This is a genomic window from Roseateles sp. P5_E1 (assembly GCF_054049335.1).
Genome location: NZ_JBFUMN010000026.1, coordinates 1 through 21,745 on the forward strand (window position 1 = coordinate 1; position 21,745 = coordinate 21,745).

Sequence of the window (21,745 nt, forward strand, 5' to 3'; positions counted from 1 at the left end):
GTGGCATTTACGGCGGATGGGCGACAAGTGAACCCCACGCGATCCAGGCTCCAGAAAGCAAAAAGCCGCACAGGATGAGTGCGGCTTTGCAGTCTGTGACAAGGATTCGACCCGGGGCATGAGCTGATTATGCACATACCGCGGGGGCCCGCGATGTCAGCAAACAACGCGTTTTTCGCGCGTCATGTGGCGCCTTGTGCGGCTTAGGCGGCTTCCTTCTTGAGGCCCTTCACGGCCTTCAGCACCTCGTCGACGTGGCCGGCGACCTTGATGCCGCGCCATTCGCCCACCAGGATGCCGTTCGGGGCGATCAGGAAGGTCGAGCGCTCGATGCCCTTGACCTTCTTGCCGTACATGATCTTGTTCTTGACCACGCCGAACATGTGGCAGAGCTTTTCTTCCGTGTCGGCGATCAGCTCGAAGGGCAGCTCCAGGGCCTGCTTGAACTTCTCGTGCGAGGCCATGTTGTCGCGCGAAACACCGAGCACCACCGCGCCGGCCTTCACGAAGTCCTTGTGGCGGTCGCGGAATTGCATCGCCTCGGTGGTACAACCGGGCGTGTTGTCCTTCGGGTAGAAATACAGCACGACCGACTTGCCCAGGAAGGCATTGGCAGTGAACTTCACGCCGCCGGTGGCTTGAGCCTCAATTTCCGGCAGGGGTTTGTTGAGCGCAGGCGTCATTGGGGGGTGCAGCAGGAGTTGTGCTCACGGGGTCCCCGGTTCGTGATCGCTCTGTGAAGCCTTTCACAAAAACAATCTACGCGGGCGCCCGCAAGCAATAGCCCGTGATTATAAAGCCTCCCCGGTCTCCCGACCGGCGGAGGTCATCCCTCAATGAGCAATGCTGCCAGAACGTTGCGGCCTTCACTGGCAAGCACGTTGTAAGTGCGGCAAGCGGCTGCGTTGTCCATGACTTCGAAGCCGATGCGCGCTTCAACCAGCCCACGCCACAGGGCCGGGCTCGGGAAACGCAACCGGGCGCCGCTGCCGAAGACGACCAGTTCGGGGTTCAAGGCCTTGATCGCTTCGAAATGTGCAGGCTGAAGTTCCTCGAAGCGCGAAGGCGCCCAGGCAGCCACGTCGCCTTTCCAGGGGACCAGGACACTCGCCGTGTGCGGCCGGCCGTTGACCCAGACCCCCTGGGCGTCATGGCGCGAAATGCTGTTGCCGCCTTGCGGCTCGTCAAGCTGGAACTTCATCGGGAAAAGGTGCGAAAAGCCGGGCGCGAGTGTCGCGCAGAACGGCAGGCCGCATGCCCGGGCCTTGCTTAAACTCCAAGATCCCCCTTTTTGCACCTTCTTGCACTGCAGCATTGCTGCGCCGGAGCCCCTTTTGAAGCCCATCGCCAAGTCCAGCAAGCTCGCCAGCGTCAGCTATGACATCCGCGGCCCCGTGCTGGACAAGGCGCGCCAGATGGAGGAAGAGGGCCAGAAGATCATCAAGCTGAACATCGGCAACACGGCGGTGTTCGGCCTGACGCCGCCGGACGAGATCGTGCAGGACATGATCCGCAACCTCGGCGACGCCGGCGGCTACACCGACAGCAAGGGCCTGTTCGCGCCGCGCAAGGCGGTGGTGCACTACACGCAGCAGCAGGGCGTCAAGGGTGTGACGGTGGACGATGTCTACCTGGGCAACGGCGCCTCCGAGCTGATCCAGATGGCGATCAACGCCCTGGTCAACGATGGTGACGAGATCCTGATCCCGGCGCCCGATTTCCCGCTCTACACCGCCGTCGTCGGCTTGTCGGGCGGCAGGCCGGTGCACTACCGCTGTGACGAGGGCGCCGGCTGGCTGCCCGACCTGGCCGACATCGAGGCCAAGATCAGCCTGCGCACCCGCGGCATCATGGTCTGCAACCCGAACAATCCGACCGGCGCGCTGTATCCGGACGACCTGCTGCTGGGCATCATTGAACTGGCTCGCAAGTACCAACTCGTCATCTTTGCCGACGAGATCTACGACAAGACGCTTTACGACGGCAACACGCACACCAGCATGGCGTCCCTGGCCGACGACGTGCTCTTCATCACCTTCAACGGCCTGTCCAAGAACTACCGTGCCTGCGGCTACCGTGCCGGCTGGATGATCGTCAGCGGCGAGAAGCGCCATGCCCGCGACTACATCGAGGGCCTGAACATGCTGGCGTCCCTCCGCCTGTGCTCCAACACGCCGGGTCAATTGGCGATCCAGACGGCCCTGGGCGGCTACCAAAGCATCAAGGACCTGGTCGCGCCGACCGGGCGCCTGTGCCACCAGCGCGACCTGGCCTATGAGCTGCTGACGCAGATCCCGGGCGTCAGCGTCGTCAAGCCCAAAGCGGCCCTCTACATGTTCCCGAGGCTGGACCCCAAGGTCTATCCAATAGCCGACGACCAGCAGTTCGCCTACGAGCTGCTCGCCGAGGAGAAGGTGCTGATCGTCCAGGGCACCGGTTTCAATTGGCCCGAGCATGACCACTTCCGCCTCGTCTTTTTGCCCAATGTGGATGATCTGCGTGAGGCCATTGGCCGCATCGACCGTTTCCTGGCCGGCTACCGCCGCCGCCACACTTCCTGATTTCCTGTCCTGAGAGCCCTGCGATGAAAGCGATTCAAGTTGGCCTGATCGGCCTCGGCACCGTCGGTGCCGGCACCTTCCACGTCTTGCAGCGCAACCAGGCCGAGATTCGCGGCCGCGCCGGCCGGGGCATCGAGATCGCGATGGTGTCCGCCCGCAACGCCGAGCGCGCCAAGGCCTATCAGGCCATCGTCGGTGACGGCGTGCCCTGCGTCGGCGACGCGCAGCAGCTCGTCAACAACCCGGCCATCGACATCGTCGTCGAGCTGATCGGCGGCATCGAGCCGGCCCGCAGCCTCGTGCTGCAGGCGATTGCCAACGGCAAGCATGTCGTCACCGCCAACAAGGCCCTGCTGGCCCTGCATGGCACGGAGATCTTCGAGGCCGCCCGCGAGAAGGGCGTCGTCGTCGCCTTCGAGGCGGCCGTGGCCGGCGGCATCCCCATCATCAAGGCGCTGCGCGAAGGCCTGACGGCCAACCGCATCGAGTGGATCGCCGGCATCATCAACGGCACCACCAACTTCATCCTGTCGGAGATGCGCGGCAAGGGCCTGGACTTCGCCACCGTGCTGAAGGAAGCGCAACGCCTGGGCTATGCCGAGAGCGACCCGACCTTCGACATCGAAGGCGTGGATGCGGCCCACAAGCTGACCCTGATGAGCGCCATCGCCTTCGGCGTGCCGGTGCAGTTCGACAAGGCCCACGTCGAGGGCATCAGCAGCCTGCAGGCCACCGACATCAAGTACGCCGAGCAGCTCGGCTACCGCATCAAGCTCTTGGGCATCACGCGTCGCCGCATGGATGGAAATGGGGTCCCTGCCGGGACCAGCGGCATCGAACTGCGCGTGCATCCCACGCTGATTCCGTCCAGCCGCCTGATTGCCAATGTCGAAGGCGCGATGAATGCCGTCGTCGTGCAGGCCGATGCCGTCGGCACGACGCTGTACTACGGCAAGGGTGCCGGCGCGGAGCCGACCGCGTCGGCCGTCGTCGCGGACCTGGTGGACGTGACCCGCCTGCACACGGCCGATCCCGACCACCGCGTGCCGCACCTGGCCTTCCAGCCCGACGCGATGAGCGACACACCCATCCTCGAGATGGCCGACGTGCACACGGCCTTCTACCTGCGCCTGGTTGTGGCCGACCAGCCGGGCGTGCTGTCGCGCATCACCACCATCCTGGCCGAGCACGACATCTCCATCGATGCCGTGCTGCAGCGCGAGTCGGGCGAAGGCGAGCGCCAGACCGACCTCATCATCCTGACCCACGACACGGTGGAAGGCCGCATGAACGAAGCCCTGGCCAAGATGCAGGGCCTGCCGACCGTGCTCGCTCCCATCGTCCGCATCCGCAAGGAAGAGCTCGCCTGAGCCTGAACTGACATGAAGTACATCTCCACCCGCGGCGACCAGACCGAGCGCGGCTTCTCCGACATCCTGCTCGAAGGCCTCGCTCCCGACGGCGGCCTTTACCTGCCCAAGGCCTATCCCAAAGTCGACGCCGCAACGCTGATGCGCTGGCGCGGCCTGGCCTATGCCGACCTGGCCTTCGAGATCCTGTCGCTCTATATCGACGACATCCCCGCCGACGACCTGCGCGCCATCACGCGCAAGGTCTACACAGCCGAAGTGTTCGGCACCGAGCAGATCACGCCGCTCACCTGGCTGGGCGACCACATCGCGCTGCAAGGCCTGTCCAACGGCCCGACGCTGGCCTTCAAGGACATGGCCATGCAACTGCTGGGTGCGCTGTTCGAGTACGAACTCGGCCGTCGCGGCGAGACGCTCAACATCCTGGGCGCGACGTCGGGCGACACCGGCAGCGCCGCCGAGTACGCGATGCGCGGCAAGAAGGGCGTCAAGGTCTTCATGCTCAGCCCCAACGGCCGCATGAGCCCCTTCCAGCAGGCGCAGATGTTCAGCCTGCAAGACGAGAACATCCACAACATCGCCGTCGACGGCGTGTTCGACGACTGCCAGGACATCGTCAAGGCCGTGTCCAACGACCTCGCCTTCAAGCGCGAGCACCGCATTGGCACGGTCAACTCCATCAACTGGGCGCGCCTGCTGGCCCAGGTCGTCTACTACTTCGCCGGCTATTTCCAGGCGACGAAGAGCAACGCCGAGAAGATCAGCTTCACGGTGCCGAGCGGCAACTTCGGCAACGTCTGTGCCGGCCACGTGGCGCGCATGATGGGCCTGCCCATCAAGCAGTTGGTCGTCGCGACCAACGAGAACGATGTGCTGGACGAATTCTTCCGCACCGGCGCCTACCGCCCGCGCAGCACGGCCGACACTCACGAGACGTCCAGCCCGTCGATGGACATCTCCAAGGCGAGCAATTTCGAGCGCTTCGTCTTCGACCTGCTCGGCCGCGACGGTGGTCGCGTGAAGCAGCACTTCGGCGCCAGCCAGTTCGAGCTGGGCGGCGGCGAGCATGCCGACATCGCCGGCTTCGGCTTCGTGTCCGGCCGCAGCACGCATGCCGACCGTGTGGCAACCATCCGCCGCTGCCATGCCGAGCACGGCGTCATCATCGACCCGCACACCGCCGACGGCCTCAAGGTGGCGCTGGAGAAGCGCGATCCCAACGTCACGATGCTGGTGCTGGAGACGGCCCTGCCGGCCAAGTTCGCGGCAACCATCCACGAGGCCCTGGCCATCGAGCCGCCGCGGCCCGCCGGGCTGGAAGGCATCGAAGAACTCCCCAAGCGCGTGAAGGTCATGCCGGCCGATGTGGGCCAGGTGAAGGCCTACATTCACGCCAATGTCTGAAGCCCCCAGGAAGCCGCTGATCCCGCTGGACGAGGCGCTGGCCGCGCTGCTGGCGCAGGTCCAGCCGCTGGCTGAACGCGAAACGCTGGCGACGAGCGCTGCCGTAGGCCGCGTGCTGGCTGCGAACCTGATCTCGCCGGTGGACGTGCCACCGGCCGACAACTCGGCGATGGACGGCTATGCGCTGCGCGCATCCGATGCGGGCCAGGCATTGCCTGTCACGCAGCGCATTCCCGCTGGCAGCGTGCCCGCACCGCTGCCACCCGGCGAGGCGGCGCGCATCTTCACGGGCGCCCATGTGCCACCGGGTGCGGACACCGTCGTCATGCAGGAGTTCACCGAGCTGGTGGGCGACAAGGTCAGCATGACCCAGCCCATCACCGCAGGTGCCAATGTGCGGCTGCGTGGCGAGGACGTGCGCGTTGGCGCCGTCGTGCTGCCCGCCGGCACACGGCTGGACGCGGTTGCCGTGGGCCTGGCCGCCACGGCCGGTGCCGCCGAGCTGACCGTGACCCGCCGCCCGCGCGTGGCGCTGTTCTCGACCGGCGATGAACTCGTCATGCCCGGCGAGCCGCTGCCGCCCGGTGCCATCTACAACTCCAACCGCTTCACGCTGCGGACCCTGCTCGAAAGCCTGGGCTGCGAGGTCATCGACCTTGGCATCGTGCCCGACCGCCTCGATGCAACCCGCGCCGCGCTGCGCGAAGCCGCATCCCGGGCCGACGTCATCCTGACCTCGGGGGGCGTGTCCGTCGGCGAGGAAGATCATCTGCGCCCCGCCGTGCAGGCTGAGGGCCAGCTAGACCTGTGGGCCATCGCCATCAAGCCCGGCAAGCCCTTCGCCTATGGCCGCGTGGGTGAGGCGCATTTCATCGGTCTGCCCGGCAACCCGGTTTCCAGCCTGGTGACCTTCCTGGTCCTCGTGCGACCCTTCCTGCTGAAGTTGCAAGGCGCTGCGCGCCTGACGCCGCGGGGCTATCGGCTGGCGGCCGGCTTTGACTGGCCCAAGCCCGACAAACGCCGCGAGTTTCTGCGGGTGCGTCTGGACGAAGAGGGCGGCCTGGCGATGTTCTCCAACCAGAGCAGCGGCGTCTTGACCTCGGCGTTCTGGGCCGACGGCCTGCTCGACAACCCCGCCGGCCAGGCCTTCAAGGCCGGCGACGCGGTGCGCTTCATTCCGTTCGCGGAGCTGCTGGCGTGAGCATCACGGTCCGACTGCGGTTCTTTGCGTCGCTGCGCGAGAAGCTGGGCGAGGGCGAAGCGATCACCTTGCCTGAGGGCAGCACCGTCGCCGTGGCGCGCGAGTCGCTGCAGGCACGTGGTGGCATCCATGCTGAGGCTCTGGCATGTGGTCGCGCAGTGCGCGCAGCGTTGAACCAGAAGATGTGCGCCGAATCCGCCGTACTGTCGGACGGCGACGAGCTGGCCTTCTTTCCTCCCGTCACTGGAGGCTGACGTGCAGGGCCTGCATCTGACGGCCGACCTGCACGGCGTCGACCCGGCGCTGGCGGTCATGCGCGACGCCGACGCGCTCGCCGCGCTGTGCCGCGACGCAGTGACCCGTTCAGGGCTCACCGGCGTCGCCGAACTCTTCCACCGCTTCGCACCCAAGGACGAGCAGAGCGGCGTCACCGGCGTCGTGTTGCTGGCTGAATCGCATCTGGCCGTGCACACCTGGCCCGAGCTGGGCGGTGTGACGCTGGACGTCTATGTCTGCAACTACGGCGCCGACAACAGCGCCAAGGCCGAGGCCCTGCTCGATGCCTTGCTGAAGGCGTTCGCGCCGCGCGCGACGGCAGTTCAAAGGCTGAGCCGCGCGGCCGCCTCAATGCCCGCGGTGTAGGCCTCCTCGAACACCGAGTACCCCGCCAGGTCGCTGTGTGCGAACACGACGCGGCCGCGCTGGGCGTTCAGCGCGGCCAGCTCGGCCGAGCCACGCAGGCCAGGTGCGGGGATGCTCATCGCATGGCCGAAGCGGCAGAGGTCGATGCGCTCGAGCTTGGCCGGCAGGTCCGGGTGGGTCTGGGCCAGCTCCTGGGTGACGATCCCGGCCCAGTGCTGCCAGGGCTGCTTCAGCAGCTCGCCACGCTGGCTTTCGGGCAGGGCTAGGTAGGCCGTCAGCACCGGCGGGCGCGGCGTCGGATCGCGCGACTGGTGACGCGCGTCGACATAGCCCAGGGCCGCGCTGCCATAGCGCACGTTGTCCCAGGAGGGTGGCGCGCCGGGGCGTTGCAGCAGCGGCTCGCGAAGCGCGATGCTGGCCGTCAGCCAGGGGGCGTGGGCCTGCTTCAGCGAGCGCAGGGCGTCAGGCGGCGCGGCCAGCAGCCGGGCCGACACGAACAAGGGCGCGGCCATGACGACGGCGCGGGCGGTCCAGCGTTCGGGCGCGCCGGTCGCCTCGTTCCAGGCCAGCAGTTCGACGCCCTGGCGCTGCTCGGTCACGCGCAACACCGTGCGGCCCAGGTGGATGCGCTCGCGCAGCGGCGCGGCGATGTGGGCGCTGAGCCAGCCATTGCCTTCGGCCCATGTCAGCACCGGCTCGCGCTCGGCCGCCTCGTCACCGGGCGCATGGAAGCCATGGCGGCTGGCGAAATAGTGCAGACCGGCCCAGGCCGAGACGGTGCTGTCCCCGGCGCCGAAGTCGTCGCGGCAGCAGTAGTCGAGATACCAGCGAAGCCGGGTGTCATTCAGGCCGGCGGTGTCCAGCCAGGTGGCGAAGGTCTGGGCGTCGAGTTCGGCATGCCCGATGCGCCAGCGCGCACGGTGGCTGGGCATGGCAAAGCCGAGTTCACGCTGCGCCTGGGTGACCAGCACCGAGAAGCGCCGGTACTGCGCCAGCGACGCGGCGCCCTCCGGCGGCGGCAGCAGGCCCTCGCGCCATTCGCCGTCGATGAAGAGGCGCTCCTGCGGGCTGTGGCAGAGGTGGCGCTCGTCCCAGACCGTGCGGCCGAGTTGTTCACGGGCCAGGCCCAGCTCGTGGAGCAGTTCGTTGACTTCACGCGCCTGGGCGCCGGGCAGCGGCAGGTAGTGAGCGCCGAGGGGGCAGGGCGCGCCGGCCAGCACGTGGCCACGGCTGTTGCCGCCGGCCTGGTCTTCGAGGTCGAGCAGGGCGAAGTCGTCGATGCCGCGCCGGGCCAGCGCACGCGCGCAGGCCAGGCCGGCGACGCCAGCGCCGACGATGAGCACGCCCGTGGTCTTCAGCGGCCCGTCGGCCTTCGGTCTTTCGCCCCGCAGCCGATGGCCGCGCTCGGGATGGGTGCCGACCCAGCCGCCCTGCAGGGCCGGCGCGTCGGGCGTGCAGCCGCCGGCCAGCAGGCCGAGCAGCAGCGCCCGGCGGGAGGGGCCGGTGGTTTCGACGCGGGGAAAAGAGGGCTGGGGCGGGCGCAAGGGCGGCAGGGTAGCAGCCTGCGCCGTCGCCTCGCCCGTCAGCTCGCCACGGGCTTCACATCGTCGCCATCACTGTTTGAGCGCCATTCGCGCAGCTCTTCGGCCAATACCGGGTGGTGGTCGGCCGCGGCGCGCTGCATCAGCGCCTCGACATTGGCTTCGGTCACATGCTCGTGGCCGACGCCGTGGACGAGGTTGTCATAGATGCTGTCAATATTCCTGGCATCGGTGCCGGGCGGCGTCGAGGGCAGGTCGACCTGGGCCAGGGCTTCGGGCTTCAGGGTGGCAGTCTGCATGGGTGGCTCCTGCGCCAGCGTCTTTTGCCGGCGAGCCGATCTTCCGGCAAAAGGCGCGCCTAGTGAACCTGCCCCCACTCGGTTTCAAACTCTTGCACCAGCACCTGGTTGCTGAGGCGATTCACCTCGGTCGGCACGCGCGCCATGTCGGGCGGAAAGTCGAGGAGGGCGGGCAGGCTCTGCAGGCTGAGGAAGCGCAGGCCGGGCGGGAAGGCCGCTGGCTGCCGGAAGGGCCGCCGCGAGGCCAGCACAAAGCCCCATTCGCCAAAGCTCGGCACATGCGCGTGGTAGGGCGTGGCGGTAAGTCCGACCGATTCCAGTGTCGTGACGACGGTCCAGAAACTGCGCCGCGCGATCAGCGGCGAGGTGGTCTGCACGACGGCGTAACCGGCGGCGCTGAGGTGCTGGTCGACGAGCTCGTAGAAGCTCGCCGTGTAGAGCTTGCCGAGGGCGAAATTGGACGGGTCGGGGAAGTCGATGACGATGACGTCGAAAACCTCGGCGTGCTGTTCCAGCCAGCCGAAGGCATCGGCATTGACGATGCGCAGCTTGGGCGACGAAAGCGAATGGCCGTTGAGCGCCGCGAGCTTCGGCGTAGACGTGAACAGGCCGGTCATCAATGGGTCCAGCTCCACCAGCGTCACCTGCTCGACGCTCGAGTACTTCAGGATCTCGCGCACGGCCATGCCGTCGCCGCCGCCGAGCACCAGCACGCGCTTCGGGGCCCCCTGGGCCGCCATGGCGGGATGCACGAGGGCCTCGTGATAGCGGTACTCGTCGCGCGAGTGGAATTGCAGGTTGCCGTTGAGGAAGAGCCGCGTGCCGCCGCCGCCATCGGTGACGACGATGCGCTGGTAGGCGCTGCTCTGCTTGAAGACGATGTGCTCGCCGTAGAAGCGTTCCTCGGACCAGCGCGTCAGCGCATCGGCGCCGAGCAGGGCGGCCAGCAGCAGCACGGCCGACAGCCCGCAGGCGATGGCCTGGCTGCGGCGCGCGCGCAGCTCGGCGCGAAAGATCCACAGTGCCCAGACCGCGACGGCCACGTTCAGCAGGCCGAAGGCGATGCCCGTGCGCACCAGGCCGAGCTGGGGCACCAGCACCAGCGGGAAGGCCAGGGCCACGAGCAGGGCGCCGAGGTAGTCGAAGGTCAGCACCTGCGAGACCAGGTCTTTCAGGCCGTAGCGCGCGCTGAAGTGGCGCTTCAGGATGCGCATGACGAGCGGGATCTCCAGCCCGACCAGGGCGCCGACGAGCAGCACCAGCGCGTAGAGCAGGGTCTTGAAGGCCGCACCTTCACCCGGCGGCAGCAGGCTGTGCACGGCGAACAGGCCCGCCGGCATCAGGCCGCCGATGACGCCCACGAGCAGCTCCACCTGCAGGAAGACGCCGACGAGCTGGCGTTCGACGAAGCGCGACAGCCAGGAGCCCAGGCCCATGGCGAAGAGATAGACGCCGATGACGGTGGAGAACTGCAGCACCGAGTCGCCAAGCAGATAGCTGGCCAGCGCGCCGGCCGCCAGCTCGTAGACCAGGCCGCAGGCGGCGATGACGAAGACGCTGGCGAGCAGCAGCAGCTCGGCCAGTGAAGCGCGAGCGGTGGGCTGCTGCTCGGTCACGGCTTGAGCAGCACCGAGAAGGCCAGCCGCTTGCCGTCCGGGCTGGCGGCGATGTTGCGGATGGCGCCGCCCAGGTCGGCGAGTTCGGCAAAGGCCTGGAAGCTGCCGCCCAGCTTGCCATCCCAGCGCAGCAACAGATTGCCGCGCGCCATCAGCATCGAGCCATCGGGCAGGGCCACGAAGTACTGGCTGCGGTTGGCGTCTTTTTCGCCCTCCGGGCCGACGGGCGTCTCCACCAGCACCTGCGGCGCCTTGTCAGCTGCGCCCATCGCACAGATGCGCCAGTGGGCCGGGTCAGTCTGGTCGACGAAGAGGGCGCGCTTGCCGTCGGCCGTGCGGCCCAGCGACCGGCCGGGCTTGGCGGTCAGCAGCGTCTGCTGGCCGGTGGTGCGGCTGATGAGTACAGCCCGGTGGTTGTTGCGCTCCGGCACGTCGTCGACGATGAAGGCGGCCAACTGGTCGGGGTTGACCCAGGCGTGGTAGCCGATGCGCTTGGTCGGTACGACCGGCGCGACGGGTTTGCCGTCCCAGCCGAAGAGCCACAGCGAGGGCTCGTTCATCTCGATGCCGTAGGCCGGGTCCGCGGTGACGACGCGGATGGCCGAGAAGCCGTTGCCGTCGACCAGCGGCGTCGGCGAGTAGAGGTTCTCGGTCGTCGCGGTGACGGCCACGGTCGTGCCCTTGGCAAGGTCGTGGCGGTAGATGTTGTTGGAACCGGTGCGGCCCGAGGTGTAGACGACGGCCGAGCCGTCGTGGGTGAAGGCCGGCTGGAAGTTGTTGCCCTTGCCGGGCGTGATGTTGCGGGTGTCGCTGACCTTGCCCGTGGCGACGTCGAGCCGTGCGACGAAAATGGCCACGTCGGGTGGTGCATCGGCGGCCGAAACGGGCAGGGCGATCGCGAGGAGCAGGGCCTGGGCGAGGCCGCGGACGGAGAAGGTCATGGCTGGCCAGTGCAGTCGTTCAGCGGGCCGCGAGTCTAGAACGACACCGGCTGAGGCAGGGCCTTGCTCCAGTAGAAGATATCCCAGCCGGCGCGCAAACCGCCGGTGGTGAAGGGGTCGGTGGCGATCAGAGCCTCGACGGCGGCCTTGTCCGGTGCACGCACCACCCACAGGCCGCCAACTGGTGTTGCCTCAGGTGATTCGCGCAGTGAGCCGGCTGCACGCACCTGGGCGGCGTTCGCGGCTACCCATTCCAGATGAGCCTGCAGCAGTTGGCGCCGCAATTCGCCGGCGCCTGGCTTGTCGTGAAAGCGGATGGCGAACAGCGTCCAGTCCTCGAGGGCGTTGGCGGTCAGTGCGGCGAAGTCATGGGTCGATGGCATTGCAGTTGTCTTTGTATTGAGGCCATCCGACTCCAGTTCATCTGGCCGGCCCGCGCTGGCGATGTGCTTGCGGTTCAATACCGCAAGCATCGCCGTCCCCTCGGGAGACCGGCCAAGGTACTCCTTGGACGAGGGCTTCACGTCACGGCGTGCCCATCGCTTCGCGGTAGCGCATCGCATCCAGGATGCGGTTGCGCGTGGTCGGGTGGTGGAAGAACACGAACTCCTCCAGCGCACCGGCGTCGGCCTTGCGGTACTCCACCAGTCGCAGCTGCGCCTCGGCAAAGCCGTGCGGCTCGCGCGACAGGTTCAGGCCGAAGCGGTCGGCCTCGATCTCCTGGACGCGGGTGATGGTGTGGTTGATGGGCATGGCGAGCGTGAAGAAGATCGAGAACACGGCCACCAGCATCGGCAGGCCGGCCACGTCGTCGATGCGACTCACGCCGGTGGCGGTGGCAAAGCGCGCCAGCAGGCGCTTCATGGCCCAGGCCGCGACGGCGAAGCCGACGAAGAGCAGCGGCGTCAGCATCGCGATGTTCTTGGCCATGTGGTTCATCACATAGTGGCCCAGCTCATGGCTCATGACGGCGCGGATCTCGGCCTCGGAGGTGCGGCGCAGCAGGTTGTCGTTCAGTCGCACGGCGGCCGAGCCCAGCATGCCGGACACATTGGCGCTGATGCGCGTCGTCTGCCGGGAGGCGTCGAAGACGTAGACGTTGTCCACCGGCACGCCGTTGGCGTGGGCCATCTGCAGCACGGCCGTCTTGACGGGGCCGTCCTCGACCGGCTTGTAGGTGTTGAAGAGCGGCTGGATGAGGACGGGCGAGATGGCGATCAGCACGATGAGGGCGGCAATGCCAGCGGCTGTGCCCCAGATCCACCAGCGCTCGCCGGCACGACGGATTACGGCGTACAGCCCGGCGACAACGATGCCCATCATCAGCATGTCGAGGCCTTGTGAGAGAGCCGCCTCGCCCAGCCAGGCCAGCAGGGTCTGCGTCGACATGCCATAGGCCTGTTCGCGCCACCAGCCGCTGTAGAGGGCCAGTGGCAGGGTGATGACGGCCGAGGCGAGCACATAGGTCGCGCCGAACAGCATGTCGCGCCGCACCGGCCCGCCGCCGACGCGCAGGGCCCGGTCGCGCAGGCGCGCCGCGCGGCGCCCGCTCATCAGGATGGCCGCAACGACGAGGCCGAACAGCATCTCCCAGAGCTGCAGCCAGTAGCCGCCGGTGTAGTAGGCATCGGACTTGGCGACCACGTCGGCGGGCAGCCGGTCCATATAGGCCTGGGTGGCGGCCTCGGCATCGCGCGGCAGGGCGGCGCGCCAGGCATCGTCGACGGGGCGGATCTTGAAGCCCGAGGCCTGGGCGGTGGCATCGGCCTTCTGAGCTTGAGCTTGGGCCTGCGCGGCATCGTCTGCGGCGTGGGCCAGCGTGAGGCTGAGCGCCAGGGTGGCTGCGGTCAACCATGTCTTCATCAAGGCCTCCTGATTTGAAGCGGCGCGCGATTGTGGCGACGCTCACCGCACCCGGAGGCGCCGTGCGACAGGCTGCGTGCAGGGCAGGATGGACGGCTTCAGCCGTGGATGGCCGCCGCGACGATGTTGCCGATGGAAATGCACATCGCGCCAACGACGATGGCCAGCGCGATGTTCTTGTGCTCGACGATCTCTTCCCACAGCTTGTAGGGCGTGATCTTGTCGACGATGACGAAGGAGACCCAGAAGATGACGACGCCGATGATGGCGTACATCATGGAGCCGAGGACGATTTCGGGCTTGAGCCAGTCGAGGGTCATGGTGCTCTCCAATGAGTTGAGTTCATTTGTGGCCGCCGCCACCGCTGCTGTAGCCGCCGTAGCTGCCGCCGCTGTTGCCGATATAGGCGCCGCTGCCGCGCGAACTGGCGCGGCACTGGCGGTACTCATTGCTGTTCTCGCCAAAGCTGGTCTTGTACTGCTGGCAATCGTCGCTGGAGCAGGCACGCATCAGCGCGAACAACAGCACGATGACGAACAGGCCGATGATGATGTTGCGCAGCAGGTTGCCGCCGCTCTTGAAGGCGGAAGTGTCACGCGCGAACTGGACGGCCGGTGCAACCAGGTTGAAGGCTGTCTTCACGGCGTCGGCCGGCACCGGGCTGCCGCCGCTCCAGGTGATCTCGGGACCCTGCTGCTCGCGGCTCAGCAGGAATTGGCCGTCGCGGGTGATGTAGTCGGTGACCTGGACGCGGTCTTCCAGCTTCACGGGCCAGTAGAACTCACCCAGTACATGGGTCGTCTTGGCGCCGTAAACCCAGCGCTGCGCATAGTCGCGCCCCTGCCAGCTGGCGCCGCTGCGGCCCGAGGTGGGCGCGCCGGTGAGCGTGCGCACCAGGCTCCAGCCCTCGCGGGTGTCGACGAGGAAGGCGAAACCGGCCAGCCGGTTGTAGAGCAGATATTCGCGCCAGAAGCTCTGCTCGTCGTCGGCGTCCTCGGGGATGTCGCAGCGCTCCTGGTAGCCGACGACCGTCCAGGCTTCGGGTTTGCCGTCGACAGCCAGCGTGCCGGTACGGCCCAGCGGAATCAGCGGCGGCAGGCCGCGATCCTGCGGGGTGAAGCCGAGTGCCTTGGACTCACCCTCCGGAAGCTCGACGACGGCATTGCACTGGGCACAGACCATGCTCTTGGTCTGCGTGAGCTTGGGCTCCAGCGGTGCGCCGCAACTTGGGCAGCCGATGGCCCGGCCCTTGAACTTGGCCTCCGCGACCGACTCGCCCTCGGTCGTGGTGCGCAGGCCTTCCAGTGCCATGTCGGCGAGAAGTACATTGCGGCCAACGGACCAGCTCGGCGATTGGCCCTCGCGGTATTCCAGGCTGCCGACCTCGCCCTTGTCGTTGCGCAGCTCAATGACGCGGCCCGGCTTGGGCGGCCGTGGCAACTCGCCTTCGGCCGCACGCAGTGCCGCCTCGACGATGGCGGCCACCTGCCAGCGCTGGCCGGCCAGCGTCAGCGGCTGGCCGAGGGCGGGGGCTTCGGGCGGAGCTTCAGCGAGTGGCGCTTCCAGGCTGAGGACGAACTGGCCGTTGTCCTCGCTGAGCCAGGCCACGCGGGGTGCGTCGGCACCGGTGTCGAAGAACAGATGCCATTCGTTCCAGTTGCCCAGCTCCGAGCCACGCTGCACGCGTCCGACGACGGCAAAGCTGCGGCCCATCCAGCGGCCGGTCGTGCCGAGCTGCAGCGGTGAATAGTCTTCGAAGATCTCGGCGCTCTGGCCGATCTGGCTCAGCGCTTCACCGTCGCGCAGCAAGGTGCTGCGACAGAAGCCGCAGACGGCACTCGCAGAAGCCGCGCTCGCGAACTCGACCGGCGCGCCGCAGTTGGGGCAGGCGGCGCGCCAGCGACGCTGGGCGGCTGGCGCCTGAGGGCCTGTGGACACTACGGAAGTAGGCCGCGAAGGCCATCCGCCCGGGGCCAATCAAGGCGTACCGCGCCGCCCGCACTGATGTGCGGGCAAGCGGTGCAACGCGGAGTGGCCCCGGGCGGATGGCCTTCCCTGCGGGTTGCGGCCAGAAAACCCGCGCGCGGCGTTGCGAAGCCTCGCTTGGGGCCTACCCAAGCCTCGTTTCGCGCCTTGCTCGCGGGCTTTCTGGCCACAACGCGGTCTGCTGCCGTAGTGTTCACAGGCCCTAGCCAAGCTTCTTCAGCAGATCAGCCTTCTTGGCGGCGAATTCCTCGTCGGTCAGGATGCCCTTGGCCTTGAGGTCGCCGAGCTTTTCCAGCAGCGAGACGATGTCTTCGGGTTTGCTGGCCGCCGGTGCGGGCGCTGCGGTGCCGACGCCCGCCAGGCCCTGGCCCAGCGTCTGCGCGAGCGTCTGGCCCAGGGCCACGCCGGCGCCCAGGCCCACGGCCTGGCCGGCAATGCCACCGCCGTCGCCGCCGCCCTTGGCCATTTCGGGCAGGGCTTGCGCGGCCTGGTACTGCATGAACTGGCCCATGTTCTGGCCAATGATGCCCATGCCGATGCGCTGGTCGAGGATCTTCTGCAGCTCCTCGGGCAGGGACACGTTCTGCATCGTCACCGAGATCAGCTCCAGACCGATGGCCGAGAAGGACTCGGCAGTTGCGTTCTTCAGCGCGGCAGCGAACTCGACTTGGTTGGCGGCCAGGTCCAGGAAGGGCGTGCCGCTGCTGGCGACGGCGTCGCTGATGTGCTGCAGCATCAGGCCACGCAGCTGGCCGTCCAGGTCCTGCACCGTGTAGCGCTCGCGCGTGCCGGAGATCTGGCTGTGGAAGACCTTGGGGTCCAGGATGCGGTAGGCATAGTTGCCGAAGGCGCGCAGGCGCACGGCGCCGAAGTCCTTGTCGCGGATGGCGACCGGCTGGCTGGTGCCCCAGCGCTGGTCGATCTGCTGGCGGGTGCTGAAGAAGTAGACGTCGCTCTTGAAGGGGGACTCGAACAGCTTGTCCCAGTTCTTCAGATAGGTCAGCACCGGCAGCGTCTGGGTCGTCAGTTTGTGGGTGCCGGGGCCGAAGACGTCGGCCACTTGACCCTCGTTGACGAAGACCGCGACCTGGGATTCACGCACGACGAGCTGGCCGCCGTTCTGAATTTCCATGCCGGACATCGGGAAGCGCCAGGCCAGCACGCCATCGCCGTCCTCCGTCCACTGGATGACGTCTATGAACTGTTTCTTGATGAAATCCATCAGGGCCATGTCGATTCCTGGCTGCGTGAGAAGAAATGAGGGGCAAGTATCCGGCGGCGGGCTCAGACTTCAACGGCCAAACATGTGAATCTCACCGCGCGCCAGGGCGAGAATCTCTGCCATGCCCAGAGTTTGCATCCAGTCCGAGGACTTTGACGTCGGCGCCGAAACCTCCGCCCTGCGGATGGGGGATGGCGGCGTCGGTGCCGTCGTCGCCTTCGTCGGCACCGTGCGCGAGCACAGCAGCGGCGCGGCAGTGTCGGCGATGGAGCTGGAACACTACCCGGGCATGACGGAGGCGGCCATCGAGGCCATGGTCGACGCGGCCATGGCCCGCTTCGACATTCGCGCCGCCAAGGTCATCCACCGCGTCGGCACCCTGCAGGCCCGCGACCAGATCGTGCTGGTGCTCGTCACCAGCGCCCACCGAGGGCAGGCCTTCCAGGCCTGCGAATTCCTGATGGACTATTTGAAGACCCAGGCGCCGTTCTGGAAGAAGGAGCACACGCCGGACGGCGCCCACTGGGTGGATGCCCGGGTGGCGGACGACGAGGCGCTGGCGCGCTGGGGGATCGTCGGGGGGAATGCGGCGTGAGCCGCGTAGCGCCGGGCCGCCCCAAGCAAGCGGCCGTTCCCTCGGGGGACCGGCCGACGTATTCGTCGGACGAGGGGCAGACATGAACGCGTTGGCGGTTTCGATAGGCGCGGCTTTGGGCGCGCTGACTCGCTGGCAGGCCGGCCTGCTGTTCAACACCCGTTGGGCCGGTTTCCCGCTCGGCACGCTGCTGGTCAACCTCGTGGGGGGCCTGTTGATCGGCGTTGCGCTGGAGTGGCTGGGCCGCCATCCGAACGAATTGCTGAAACTTTTGCTGGTGACGGGCTTCCTCGGCGGGCTGACGACGTTTTCTGCCTTTTCGGGCGAGTCGCTGGCCTTGTTGCGGCATGGCGAGCTGGGCATGGCTGCTGCCCATACCCTGGCCCACGTGCTGGGAGCGCTTTTTGCCGCGTGGCTGGGGATGCGTCTCGTGCAGGCCTTGATCTAGCTCAACTTGAAAAGCGCCGGCTGGCGCCCACTTGGCTTGGCAACCGGAGGATTCCCACCATGCGTGCCGACAAGTTCACCACCCGTTTCCAGGAGGCCCTGGGTGAGGCCCAGAGCCTGGCCCTGGCCCGCGACAACCCCTACATCGAACCCGTCCACGTGCTGGCGGCCATGCTGGCCCAGGACGAAGGCCCGCGCGCTTTGATGGAACGCGCCGGCGTCAATGCCGGCGGCCTGCGTACGGCGCTGGATGGCCTGATGGCTGGCCTGCCCCAGGTCAGTGGCTCGGGCCAGACTGTGCAGGCCGGGCGCGATCTCGTTTCCCTGTTGCAGGCGGCCGAGAAGGAGGCCACCAAGCGCGGCGACCAGTTCATCGCCAGCGAGATGTTCCTGCTGGCGCTGACCGAAGCCAAGACCGACCTGGCTGGCGTCGTGCGCGGTCATGGTCTCACCCGCCGATCGCTGGAGTCGGCCATCGAGGCGGTTCGCGGCGGCCAGAAGGTCGAGTCGGCCGAGGCCGAAGGCCAGCGTGAGGCGCTGAAGAAATACACGCTGGACCTGACAGAACGCGCCCGCATGGGCAAGCTGGACCCGGTCATCGGCCGCGACGAGGAAATCCGCCGCACGATCCAGGTTTTGCAGCGCCGCAGCAAGAACAACCCCGTGCTGATCGGCGAGCCAGGCGTGGGCAAGACCGCCATCGTCGAGGGCCTGGCGCAGCGCATCATCAATGGCGAGGTGCCCGAGTCGCTGAAGGGCAAGCGCGTGCTGGTGCTGGACATGGCCCTGCTGCTGGCCGGCGCCAAGTACCGCGGCGACTTCGAGGAGCGCCTCAAGGGCGTGCTGAAGGAGGTCAGCCAGGACGCCGGCCAGACCATCCTCTTCATCGACGAGATCCACACCATGGTGGGCGCCGGCAAGTCCGAGGGCTCCATCGATGCCGGCAACATGCTCAAGCCCGCTCTTGCGCGTGGCGAGYTGCATTGCATCGGCGCGACGACGCTGGACGAATACCGCAAATACGTCGAGAAGGACGCGGCCCTGGAGCGCCGTTTCCAGAAGGTGCTGGTCGACGAGCCGACGGTGGAGGCCACCATCGCCATCCTGCGCGGCCTGCAGGAGAAGTACGAGGTCCACCACGGCGTRGAGATCACCGACCCGGCCATCATTGCCGCGGCGGAGCTGAGCCACCGCTACATCACCGACCGCTTCCTGCCCGACAAGGCCATCGACCTCATCGACGAGGCCGCGGCCAAGATCAAGATCGAGATCGACTCCAAGCCCGAGGCCATGGACCGGCTCGACCGCCGCATGATCCAGCTCAAGATCGAGCGCGAGGCGGTCAAGAAGGAAAAGGACGAGGGCTCGATCAAGCGCCTGGGCCTCATCGAGGACGAGCTGCTGAAGCTGCAGCGCGAGTACAACGACCTGGAAGAGATCTGGACCGCCGAGAAGGCGCAGGCGCAGGGTTCGGCCCATGTGAAGGAAGAGATCGACCGCACCCGCCAGCAGATCGAGGACTGGAAGCGCAAGGGCGACTTCAACCGGGTCGCCGAGCTGCAGTACGGCCGCCTGCCCGAGCTGGAGAAGCAGTTGGGCGACGCCCAGGCCAAGGAGGCCGGCAAGGCCGGCACCRACAGGCCGCAACTGCTGCGCACGCTGGTGGGTGCCGAGGAGATCGCCGAGGTCGTGGCGCGCTCTACCGGCATTCCGGTCTCCAAGCTGATGCAGGGCGAGCGCGAGAAGCTGCTGCAAATGGAAGCCAAGCTGCACGATCGCGTCATCGGCCAGGACGAGGCCATCCAGGCCGTGTCCGACGCCATCCGTCGTTCACGCGCCGGCCTGAGCGACCCGAACCGGCCGCTGGGCAGCTTCCTGTTCCTGGGTCCCACGGGCGTCGGCAAGACCGAGCTGTGCAAAGCGCTGGCCGGCTTCCTGTTCGACAGCGACGACCACATGGTGCGCATCGACATGAGCGAGTTCATGGAGAAGCACTCGGTGAGCCGCCTSATYGGCGCGCCGCCSGGCTATGTCGGCTACGAGGAAGGCGGCACGTTGACCGAGGCCGTGCGCCGCAAGCCCTACTCCGTGCTGCTGCTCGACGAGGTCGAGAAAGCCCACCCGGACGTGTTCAATGTGCTCTTGCAAGTGCTGGACGACGGCCGCCTGACCGATGGCCAGGGCCGCACGGTGGACTTCAAGAACACCGTCATTGTGATGACGTCCAACCTCGGCTCGCAGCACATCATGGCGCTGTCGGGTGAGAAGGACGAGGTCATCCGCGAGGCCGTCTGGGGCGAGGTCAAGACACACTTCCGGCCCGAGTTCCTGAACCGCATCGACGAGACGGTCATCTTCCACGCGCTAGGCGCCGACCACATCAAGTCCATCGCCCGCATCCAACTGCGGCTGCTCGAGGCGCGCCTGGAAAAGATGGAGATGAAGCTGGACATCAGCGAGGCGGCGCTGAACGAACTGGCCAAGGTCGGCTTCGACCCCGTCTTCGGCGCCCGGCCGCTGAAGCGCGCCATCCAGCAGCGCGTCGAGAATCCGCTGTCCAAGCTCATCCTCCAGGGGCGCTTCGGCCCGAAGGATGTGATCCCGGTGCAGGTCGAAGGCGGCGAGTTCTCGTTCGGGCGCGTCGTGCACTGAGCGGCGTGCGCGCCGCCCACCACGCTTAAAGCGTGGTGACGGCGTCGTGCGTGGTGTCGAGTTCGACGCGGTTGCGACCGGCGGCCTTGGCGCGGTAGAGGGCCGCGTCGGCCCGCTTGAAGGCGCGGTGGGTCGACGCTCCGGGCGGTGCCAGCGCAACGCCGAAACTCGCGGTGATGCCGAAACGGCCCTTGGTGTCGAAGTTGCCGTGTTGCACGGCATCACGCAGCTTCTCCGCCAGCCGCACCGCGTCGTCGGCATGGCGGCCCTGGCAGGCAACAAGGAACTCCTCGCCGCCCCAGCGGCCGATGACGTCACTGGTGCGCAGATTGGCCGACACGATGGCGGCCATGCGGCGCAGCACCTCGTCGCCGACGGGGTGGCCCCAGCGGTCGTTGATGTGCTTGAAGTGGTCGATGTCGAGCAGCACCAGCGCCACGCCGGCCGATTCGGCCTCGAAGTCCTCCAGCGCTGACTCCAGCCCGCGCCGGTTGAGCACCCCGGTCAACTCATCGATGGTGGCCAGGCGGCGCAGCTTGTCCTGCTCGACGCGCAGCAGCCGGGTGCGTGCCGTCAATGCGTCGATTTCGCGCTGCTGGCGCAGATGGCTGCGCCGCAGCGCGCGCCAATGCCGGCCCACAACGGTGCCGGCCGCCAACAGCCAGGCGCAGAGCAGGCCGAGGTAAAGGGTGTCGCGGGCGATCCAAGGCCCCTTGAGCGTGAGATGGCGCAGCTCGAGCTCATGGCTCTGGCCGGCGAGGCTGTCCGCCACGTCGATCGACAGGCTCGTCACATTCTCAACGCTGGGCCGGTTGAACTCGCGCGGCAGGTCGAACTGCGTGATCCACCACTCGGGCACGGTCAGCTCGGCGAGTTCGAGGGTGACCGGCTTGGTGACATCGCGCCCCCTCAGGTTGATCGACTGCATGCGGGAGCTGTTGCCGTCGGTCAGCTTGGAGAAGCGCGGGTCGAAATTGCGCAGGGCCACGCGCAGATGAGCGGCTTTGCCCTGATAGGCCAGGTCCAGTTCCAGGTTGTCGAATCCGCTCAGGTTTCTGCCGCGGGCCGGGTCATCGCCGCTCAGCACGAGGGTGATGCCACAGGCTTGTGAAGGGCTGTTGGCGGCAAAGCGGCAAACCCAGCGGCGGTGTTCGTAATCGACCCACTGCACGGGGGGCTCGCCCGACGCATCGCCCGTGGTGATCAGGAACAGGTTGCTCACAGCACCGGGGGCCGCGAGATCGATGCTGCGCTCGGGCAGCCAGGCCTGGGCCAGCACCAGTGCCACGGTCAGCGCAATGCCAGCCGCGAGGTTGCGTGTGGATGAGGAGGCGTGGAGCACGTAGGTGGGCGGCTGGAGATGCGCCATGACTGTATCGACCCGCCCCGGTATTTGAACCGACCT

The 21,745-nt window shown here is 67.4% G+C and carries 21 protein-coding genes; 9 read left to right on the forward strand and 12 right to left on the reverse strand.

Features of this window, described 5'->3' with window-relative positions:
• Nucleotides 1-203 precede the first annotated feature (203 nt).
• The gene (locus tag ACXJKJ_RS18540; RefSeq protein ID WP_056195593.1) at nucleotides 204-683 is read right to left on the reverse strand and encodes a peroxiredoxin; all 480 of its coding nucleotides are present in this window, start codon (nucleotides 681-683) and stop codon (nucleotides 204-206) included.
• Nucleotides 684-826: 143 nt separating this feature from the next.
• Nucleotides 827-1,315 (reverse strand): Mth938-like domain-containing protein, encoded by a 489-nt coding sequence (locus ACXJKJ_RS18545; protein WP_235531919.1) that lies wholly within the window; start codon nucleotides 1,313-1,315, stop codon nucleotides 827-829.
• Nucleotides 1,316-1,334: 19 nt separating this feature from the next.
• Here ACXJKJ_RS18545 and ACXJKJ_RS18550 point away from each other — a divergent pair, with 19 nt between their 5' ends.
• The 6 genes from ACXJKJ_RS18550 to speD are packed head-to-tail and all read left to right on the forward strand — an operon-like array spanning nucleotide 1,335 to nucleotide 7,178.
• Nucleotides 1,335-2,561, forward strand: a complete 1,227-nt coding sequence (locus tag ACXJKJ_RS18550; RefSeq protein ID WP_457391531.1) for a pyridoxal phosphate-dependent aminotransferase — start codon at nucleotides 1,335-1,337, stop codon at nucleotides 2,559-2,561.
• Nucleotides 2,562-2,584: 23 nt separating this feature from the next.
• On the forward strand, nucleotides 2,585-3,931 hold the full coding sequence (locus tag ACXJKJ_RS18555; RefSeq protein ID WP_457391533.1) for a homoserine dehydrogenase: 1,347 nt from the start codon (nucleotides 2,585-2,587) through the stop codon (nucleotides 3,929-3,931).
• 12 nt (nucleotides 3,932-3,943) lie between these two features.
• Nucleotides 3,944-5,335, forward strand: a complete 1,392-nt coding sequence (gene thrC, locus ACXJKJ_RS18560; protein ID WP_457391535.1) for a threonine synthase — start codon at nucleotides 3,944-3,946, stop codon at nucleotides 5,333-5,335.
• Entirely contained in the window at nucleotides 5,328-6,536 is a 1,209-nt protein-coding gene (locus ACXJKJ_RS18565) for a molybdopterin molybdotransferase MoeA (protein WP_457391536.1), read from the forward strand. The genes thrC and ACXJKJ_RS18565 overlap by 8 nt, the downstream gene beginning before the upstream one ends.
• The gene (gene moaD, locus ACXJKJ_RS18570) at nucleotides 6,533-6,790 is read left to right on the forward strand and encodes a molybdopterin converting factor subunit 1 (RefSeq protein ID WP_394326315.1); all 258 of its coding nucleotides are present in this window, start codon (nucleotides 6,533-6,535) and stop codon (nucleotides 6,788-6,790) included. The genes ACXJKJ_RS18565 and moaD overlap by 4 nt, the downstream gene beginning before the upstream one ends.
• A 1-nt stretch (nucleotide 6,791) precedes the next feature.
• Nucleotides 6,792-7,178 (forward strand): adenosylmethionine decarboxylase, encoded by a 387-nt coding sequence (speD, locus tag ACXJKJ_RS18575; RefSeq protein WP_457391538.1) that lies wholly within the window; start codon nucleotides 6,792-6,794, stop codon nucleotides 7,176-7,178.
• On the opposite strand, the gene ACXJKJ_RS18580 is transcribed toward speD, so the two are convergent.
• From ACXJKJ_RS18580 to ACXJKJ_RS18620, 9 genes are all read right to left on the reverse strand, one after another.
• Complete coding sequence (locus ACXJKJ_RS18580) at nucleotides 7,136-8,722, reverse strand: flavin monoamine oxidase family protein (RefSeq protein WP_457391539.1); 1,587 nt, start codon at nucleotides 8,720-8,722, stop codon at nucleotides 7,136-7,138. The genes speD and ACXJKJ_RS18580 overlap by 43 nt on opposite strands.
• A gap of 38 nt (nucleotides 8,723-8,760) precedes the next feature.
• Complete coding sequence (locus tag ACXJKJ_RS18585) at nucleotides 8,761-9,018, reverse strand: hypothetical protein (protein ID WP_056195613.1); 258 nt, start codon at nucleotides 9,016-9,018, stop codon at nucleotides 8,761-8,763.
• Between the two features lie 59 nt (nucleotides 9,019-9,077).
• Nucleotides 9,078-10,634, reverse strand: a complete 1,557-nt coding sequence (locus ACXJKJ_RS18590) for a polyamine aminopropyltransferase (protein ID WP_457391541.1) — start codon at nucleotides 10,632-10,634, stop codon at nucleotides 9,078-9,080.
• Nucleotides 10,631-11,575, reverse strand: a complete 945-nt coding sequence (locus ACXJKJ_RS18595; protein WP_457391543.1) for a TolB family protein — start codon at nucleotides 11,573-11,575, stop codon at nucleotides 10,631-10,633. The genes ACXJKJ_RS18590 and ACXJKJ_RS18595 overlap by 4 nt, the downstream gene beginning before the upstream one ends.
• A gap of 35 nt (nucleotides 11,576-11,610) precedes the next feature.
• Nucleotides 11,611-11,958 carry a YciI family protein gene (locus ACXJKJ_RS18600; protein ID WP_457391545.1) on the reverse strand — a complete coding sequence of 116 codons (348 nt, stop codon included), beginning with the start codon at nucleotides 11,956-11,958 and terminating at the stop codon, nucleotides 11,611-11,613.
• 142 nt (nucleotides 11,959-12,100) lie between these two features.
• Nucleotides 12,101-13,438: a M48 family metallopeptidase gene (locus ACXJKJ_RS18605; RefSeq protein WP_082532559.1), complete on the reverse strand. Its 1,338-nt coding sequence runs from the start codon at nucleotides 13,436-13,438 to the stop codon at nucleotides 12,101-12,103.
• A gap of 98 nt (nucleotides 13,439-13,536) precedes the next feature.
• Nucleotides 13,537-13,758 (reverse strand): DUF350 domain-containing protein, encoded by a 222-nt coding sequence (locus tag ACXJKJ_RS18610; protein ID WP_056197177.1) that lies wholly within the window; start codon nucleotides 13,756-13,758, stop codon nucleotides 13,537-13,539.
• A 22-nt stretch (nucleotides 13,759-13,780) separates the two neighbouring features.
• Nucleotides 13,781-15,376, reverse strand: a complete 1,596-nt coding sequence (locus ACXJKJ_RS18615; RefSeq protein ID WP_457391547.1) for a DUF4178 domain-containing protein — start codon at nucleotides 15,374-15,376, stop codon at nucleotides 13,781-13,783.
• A gap of 250 nt (nucleotides 15,377-15,626) precedes the next feature.
• Entirely contained in the window at nucleotides 15,627-16,655 is a 1,029-nt protein-coding gene (locus ACXJKJ_RS18620; protein WP_056195627.1) for an SPFH domain-containing protein, read from the reverse strand.
• 112 nt (nucleotides 16,656-16,767) lie between these two features.
• On the opposite strand from ACXJKJ_RS18620, the gene ACXJKJ_RS18625 reads away from it, so the two are divergent.
• From ACXJKJ_RS18625 to clpB, 3 genes are all read left to right on the forward strand, one after another.
• The gene (locus ACXJKJ_RS18625; protein ID WP_457391548.1) at nucleotides 16,768-17,241 is read left to right on the forward strand and encodes a molybdenum cofactor biosynthesis protein MoaE; all 474 of its coding nucleotides are present in this window, start codon (nucleotides 16,768-16,770) and stop codon (nucleotides 17,239-17,241) included.
• 82 nt (nucleotides 17,242-17,323) lie between these two features.
• Nucleotides 17,324-17,689 carry a fluoride efflux transporter CrcB gene (crcB, locus tag ACXJKJ_RS18630; RefSeq protein ID WP_056195632.1) on the forward strand — a complete coding sequence of 122 codons (366 nt, stop codon included), beginning with the start codon at nucleotides 17,324-17,326 and terminating at the stop codon, nucleotides 17,687-17,689.
• Nucleotides 17,690-17,748: 59 nt separating this feature from the next.
• Nucleotides 17,749-20,340, forward strand: a complete 2,592-nt coding sequence (gene clpB / locus ACXJKJ_RS18635; protein WP_457391550.1) for an ATP-dependent chaperone ClpB — start codon at nucleotides 17,749-17,751, stop codon at nucleotides 20,338-20,340.
• A gap of 25 nt (nucleotides 20,341-20,365) precedes the next feature.
• On the opposite strand, the gene ACXJKJ_RS18640 is transcribed toward clpB, so the two are convergent.
• On the reverse strand, nucleotides 20,366-21,709 hold the full coding sequence (locus ACXJKJ_RS18640; protein WP_457391552.1) for a GGDEF domain-containing protein: 1,344 nt from the start codon (nucleotides 21,707-21,709) through the stop codon (nucleotides 20,366-20,368).
• Between the last annotated feature and the right edge of the window lie 36 nt (nucleotides 21,710-21,745).